Genomic DNA, 4,391 nt, shown 5'->3' with positions numbered 1-4,391 from the left:
CCTAAGCCCCGGGCCAATTGCCCGCCGACCCGGCGCGCTCGCCTCAATGGAATCGCGGTGCGTACTTGTGGAGAGTCTCGGCCATTGTGGTGCCTGCCACACGCCGCGCAATGCGCTCGGCGCAGAGCGCACAGCCGCCGCGCTGCATCTCGCCGGCGGCGACGTCGATAGCTGGCACGCGCCGGCGCTGACCGCGCTGTCGCGCGCTCCGATCGCCTGGACCGAGGCCGAGCTGTTCACGTACTTGCGCACCGGCTTCTCGCAATTCCACGGCACTGCGGCGGGGCCGATGGCTCAGGTGGTGCAGCAGCTCGCCGCCGTGCCGGATGCCGATATCCGCGCGATGGCGACCTATCTGGCATCGTTCGCGCCGGCGCCGAGCGCCGATCCGGCTGCGCAGGCGGCTGCGCTGAAGCAAGCCGCCGAGGCCTCGTTGCGGCCGCTCGATACGCTCGGCGGCAAGCTCTACGACGGCGCCTGCGCGAGCTGCCACAGCGAGTCCGGCCCCAAGTTGTTCGGCGTCCGCCCGGCGCTGGCGCTCAACACCAATGTGCGCGCGGCGACACCGGACAATCTCATCCGCGTCATCCTCGACGGCATCCCCGACCCCGCCGCCGCCGATCTCGGCGACATGCCGGCGTTCCGCGACAGCTTCAGCGACGAGCAGGTGGCCGCGCTGGTGAACTACATGCGCGGCAAGTTCGCGCCGAACGCGCCGGCCTGGAGCGGCGTGGAACACGACGTAGCGCGGCTGCGCGCGCACCAGACCACGCACTGAGCGTCATATGCATTGCAGCCAATCGCCCTCCGCAACGACTGAGTCGTCATCCTGAGGTGCGCGCGTAGCGCGCCTCGAAGGATGCGGCCAGGGGGCTTGTGGCACATCCTTCGAGGCCCGCAGCGCCACGCAAAGCGCGGCCCAGCGGGCACCTCAGGATGACGGCGGCGCGCGTAGTTCTTGCTCAAAACGCCCGCTTTCGCAGCATACTTTGCCTGAAATGTCCGCGGCGGCGGCAGTTTCGGCGCGTTGACGGAGCGTCCGAGTTGGCTTATTTTGTTTGTATACAAACGATATTGTCGAGCCTCGGAGGCCCCGTTGAGCAATCTGATGGAAGAGCGCGTCCTTGCCGTGCATCATTGGACCGACCGGCTGTTCAGCTTCACCACCACGCGTGACTCCGGCTTCCGGTTTCGGAACGGCGAGTTCACCATGACGGGCATCAAGGTCGACGGGAAGCCGCTGCTGCGCGCTTATTCGGTGGCGAGCCCGAACTACGAAGAGACCCTCGAGTTCTATTCGATCAAGGTGCCGAACGGGCCGCTGACCTCGCGCCTGCAGCACCTCAAGGAAGGCGACACCGTCATCGTCGGCCGCAAGGCGACCGGGACGCTGGTGATCGACAATCTGCGCGAGGGCAAGAACTTGTATTTGCTCGCGACCGGCACCGGCGTCGCGCCGTTCCTGTCGATCATCCGCGATCCGGAAACTTATGATCGCTTCGAGAAGATCGTGCTGGTCCACGGCTGCCGCCAGATCGCCGAACTGGCTTACGGCGAGTCGATGGTGAAGGCGTTGCACGACCATGAATTCCTCGCCGACGAGGTCAAGGCCAAGCTGTTCTACTATCCCACCGTCACGCGCGAGCCATTCATTCACGAAGGACGGATCTCGAAGCTGATCGACGATGGTCAGCTGTTCGCCGACATCGGCCTGCCGCCGCTCGACAAATCGCGCGATCGCGTGATGCTGTGCGGCTCGACCCAGATGATGGTCGACCTCAAGAGCCGGCTGGTCGAGCGCGGTTTCGAGGAAGGCAATCACGGCGAGGCCGGCGACTTCGTGCTGGAGAAGGCGTTCGCCGAGCGCTGACGCGATGCGGTTTGCCGCGTGGTGATTGCATTCGCCGCGCGGCGACGTAAAGTTCGTATGCCTACAAACGAACCGCCGGGGTTCCCTCGCGTCTCCGGCGCATCTGTTGGAGACGTCCTTCATGGCTCACGACGCGCCGTCCGGTCCGCAAGGCCCCACCAAACTGGTCATCCGCAATATCGGGCTGATGCTCAGCGGCGATCTGAATAAGCCGATCCTCGAGGCCGACACCATCGTGGCCGAGAATGGCCGGATCTCGGCGATTGGCCGATTCAAGGACATCGACACCGAAGGCGCGACGACCACGGTCGATGCGCACGGCGCAGCGATCACACCGGGCCTGATCGACAGCCACGTTCATCCCGTCGTCGGTGATTGGACGCCGCGGCAGAGTCAGATCAACTGGATCGACTCCTCGCTGCACGGCGGCGTCACCACCATGATCTCGGCCGGCGAGGTGCATTTCCCCGGCCGGCCGCGCGATGTCGTCGGCCTCAAGGCGCTGGCGATCACGGCGCAGCGCAGCTTCTCGGCGTTCCGCGCCTCAGGCGTCAAGATGCACGCCGGCGCGCCGGTGATCGAACACGAGATGGAAGAGAACGATTTCAAGGAGCTCGCCGCCGCCGGCGTCAAGCTGCTCGGCGAGATAGGGCTCGGCGGCGTCAAGGACGGCCCAACCGCAAAGAAGATGGTGGCGTGGGCGCGCAAATACGGCATCCAGTCGACCATCCATACCGGCGGCCCGTCGATCGCCGGCTCCGGCCTGATCGACAAGGACGTCGTGCTCGAAGCCGGCACCGACGTCGTCGGCCACATCAACGGTGGCCACACCGCGCTGCCCGACGGCCAGATCCGTTGCATCTGCGAGGGTTGCAAGGCCGGGCTCGAACTCGTGCACAATGGCAACGAGCGCTCGGCGCTGTACACGCTGCGCATCGCCCGCGAGATGGGTGATCTGCATCGCGTCATCCTCGGCACCGATGGTCCCGCCGGCTCCGGCGTGCAGCCGCTCGGCATCCTGCGCATGATCTCGCTGCTGTCGTCGGTCGGCGACCTGCCGGCCGAGCAGGCGTTCTGCCTCGCCACCGGCAACACCGCCAAGATGCGCGACCTCGACGTCGGCCTGCTCGAGGTCGGCCGCTCCGCCGACTTCGTCATCATGGACGTCGCCCAGCATTCCGGCGCCTCGACGCTGCTGGAAAGCGTGCGGCTCGGCGACATCCCCGGCATCGGCATGACGATCATCGACGGCATCGTCCGCAGCGAACGTTCGCGTAACACCCCGCCGGCGACGCGCGTGCCGACCATCGTCAAGGCGTAGGCTCGCCTTCTGCCACGGATGCCCGTCTCGCTGACGGTGCTGCTCAGCAGCACCGTGTCAGCGAACTTGCGCATCTGCTCGCCGCGGCACGATCGCGCGTTCAGAGCATCGGCGTTTCGCTGCTTCAATCGCAGGCATTTATCTGCACGCGGCGTGGTCTTTCCGCATAATTATCTGAGAACACTACAGACTTCGTCGCCTGCGCTGGCGAACCTTGTTGCTTGAGCACCCCTGGAGCCGCCCCTAAGCTGCTCACCAGGATACGGAAGGATGCTCAAGTGAAGGCCCCGGCCGGAAGTACTCTCGAAATCCCCAGCGCCACGCTCAAGGGCAACCAAGCCTATGAACGCTTGCGGCGCGAGATCATTTCCTGCCGCATTCTCCCAGGCTCGCGGTTTACCGAAGCCGAGTTGATGGAGCGCTTCGAGCTCGGCAAGGCGACCTGCCGGATCGCGCTGCACCGCCTGACTGAATGTGGGCTCGTCACGTCCATTCCGCGTCATGGTTATCGCGTGACTCCCGTGACGGTGAGGGACGTCGAGGAAGTCTTCTCGTTGCGGGTCACGCTCGAGCCGCTGGCGGCGCGCGCGGCCGCCGGCCGCGTCAACCGGCAGCATCTCGAACGGCTGGAGCGAGCTTGCCGGGTCAAGATATCGGCCGATATGGGAAACCAGATCGATTACTTCCTTCAAGCTAATCGCTCCTTCCACATGGCGATTGCCGAAGCCTCGCAGAACAAGCGTCTCATCAAGATCCTGTCGGGTCTGCTCGACGAAATGACACGGCTCGTCGCCCTCGGTTTCGGTGTGCAAGGCGTTCGCCCCAATATCGAGAACGACCACAATCTTCTCATTGAACATCTGGTGGCCGCCGACGCCGACGCGGCGGAGATGGTCGCGCGTCGCCACGTCGAGACCTTCCGCGACATGGTGATGGAGAAAGTCATCAAGAGCCTGCGCGAATCCGCGACCTTGGTTCCGTTCGATCAGGCCGTTGAATCGGGGGGCGAGCCTTGAGCGCCATTCGACTTCAGCGTGTCAGCAAGTGCTTTCTTCGGCGCGACGGAGAACAACTCGAAGTCCTGCGGGACATCGATATCGACGTGAAGCCGCGCTCGATCGTTGCGCTGGTCGGTGCATCGGGAAGTGGCAAGAGCACCCTTCTCAACATCATTGCCGGACTGATCGAACCGGACACCGG

Annotated in this window: 5 protein-coding genes; all 5 read left to right on the top strand. The window is 64.8% G+C overall.

Annotation, left to right across the window (positions count from 1 at the left end):
- Positions 1-778: cytochrome c (locus I5M_RS17350; RefSeq protein ID WP_307706510.1), on the top strand; the 778-nt coding region annotated here is incomplete at its 5' end.
- 318 nt (positions 779-1,096) lie between these two features.
- Positions 1,097-1,870: a ferredoxin--NADP reductase gene (locus I5M_RS17345; RefSeq protein WP_022722549.1), complete on the top strand. Its 774-nt coding sequence runs from the start codon at positions 1,097-1,099 to the stop codon at positions 1,868-1,870.
- Positions 1,871-1,991: 121 nt separating this feature from the next.
- Positions 1,992-3,191, top strand: coding sequence for an amidohydrolase family protein (locus I5M_RS17340; RefSeq protein ID WP_022722548.1), 1,200 nt, complete (start codon positions 1,992-1,994; stop codon positions 3,189-3,191).
- Between the two features lie 278 nt (positions 3,192-3,469).
- Positions 3,470-4,207 carry a GntR family transcriptional regulator gene (locus I5M_RS17335; protein ID WP_031336815.1) on the top strand — a complete coding sequence of 246 codons (738 nt, stop codon included), beginning with the start codon at positions 3,470-3,472 and terminating at the stop codon, positions 4,205-4,207.
- On the top strand, positions 4,204-4,391 hold a 188-nt coding region (locus tag I5M_RS34100), incomplete at its 3' end, for an ATP-binding cassette domain-containing protein (protein WP_031336813.1). The genes I5M_RS17335 and I5M_RS34100, both read left to right, overlap by 4 nt.

Source organism: Rhodopseudomonas sp. B29 (assembly GCF_000333455.1).
In the GTDB taxonomy this organism is placed as follows: Bacteria; Pseudomonadota; Alphaproteobacteria; order Rhizobiales; family Xanthobacteraceae; genus Rhodopseudomonas.
Note: the sequence above shows the minus strand (reverse complement) of the source record. Positions and strands in the feature narration are given on the sequence as shown.